The sequence below is a fragment of the Streptomyces sp. WAC05292 genome, from assembly GCF_003949955.1.
GTDB classification, from domain to species: Bacteria; Actinomycetota; Actinomycetes; order Streptomycetales; family Streptomycetaceae; genus Streptomyces; species Streptomyces globosus.
Window position 1 is genome coordinate 1 of the sequence record NZ_RPSE01000748.1, and the last position, 1,167, is coordinate 1,167.

Sequence of the window (1,167 nt, forward strand, 5' to 3'; positions counted from 1 at the left end):
CGCCGGGGCCGGCGAGGAGCTCGCGGGCGGTGCGGACCAGGCGGAGCCGCTCGTCGCCGCCCCAGACGAGGGCCTGGTCGCGCAGGGTCGCGAGGGCGCGGGGGAGCGCGGCGCGGGTGCCGTTGTCCGGCGCGTCCTCGCCGGCCCCGGCGAGGAGGGATTCCAGCACCCCGTAGGGACAGGGGTCCGGGGCGACGGCGAGCGCCTCCGCGGTCTGCAGCGCGAACCGGTCCAGCCGGTCCAGGGCGCGCACCACCGAGGCGCGGGTCCCGGCCCGGGTGGCGAGCTGCGTCACGTCGCCCGGGACGGGGCTGAGGAGGTCCGGGCGGGCGTGCAGCAGGGCCGCCAGCGCCGCGTCGTCGCGGGCGCGCAGCGCCTCGGCGAGGGAGCGCGGGGCGCCGTTCGCTGCGGTGCTGCTCGGTTCAGGCACGGTCGCCTCCTGGTCGCATCGGCCGGTCCCCATCCGGCCAACGGTATCCGCTGCGCCGTCGCGGGCTCCACGGGCGCACGCGCTACATTGCGGTCAGGGCGCCGGGGAGGATGCGGGCATGGGGATCGAGAGCGACCACCTCGTCTACGAATACCTGAGCCGGGTCGGGGACTTGGCGCAGCAGCGGCAGCTGCCGTCGGGCGACCGGATGCGGCTGGTGGCGGGACTGCGGGACGAGATCGACCGGCGGCGGGCCAGGTACGAGCCGGAGACGCCGGCCGCGGTGCGGCGGATCCTGGAGCGGCTCGGCACCCCGGAGGAGGTCGTCAACGGCGCCGGCCCCGGCCCCGGCCCGGCCGCGGACCCGGAGGAGGCCGCGGCGTCCGTGCCCGCCCAGCGGGGCCCCGACCGTCCGGACCGCCCGGCCCGCCGCCTGCGGTCCAAGCCCGCGCCGCCCGAGCCGCCCGCGGGGCAGGCGCCGGCGCCGCCGCACCTGGCGGGCCTCGCCGAACTCGGCGCGGACGCCGGTGCGGAGCCCGACTGGTGGCGGGTCGCGCCGGGCCCGTACGGGACGGGGCCGCAGGTGGAGGGCTTCGCCGGCGGCATCGAGATCCCGGAGCTGTTCTCCCGCCCGCAGGACGGGGGCGGCGCCGGCCCGGCCGGGGCGAAGGAGGCGCCGCGGCAAGAGCGCAAGGAGGAGAAGGAGAAGCAGACCCTCCTGCGCCACCTGCGTGAAC

General features: G+C 79.3%; 1 protein-coding gene and 1 pseudogene. One reads left to right on the forward strand and one right to left on the reverse strand.

What is annotated here, in order from left to right:
* Positions 1–463, reverse strand: a pseudogene (locus EF903_RS32795) (DNA-binding protein); the annotation flags it as partial.
* A gap of 85 nt (positions 464–548) precedes the next feature.
* Here EF903_RS32795 and EF903_RS32800 point away from each other — a divergent pair.
* A partial coding sequence (locus tag EF903_RS32800; RefSeq protein WP_399422229.1) for an HAAS signaling domain-containing protein occupies positions 549–1,167 on the forward strand: 619 nt, incomplete at its 3' end.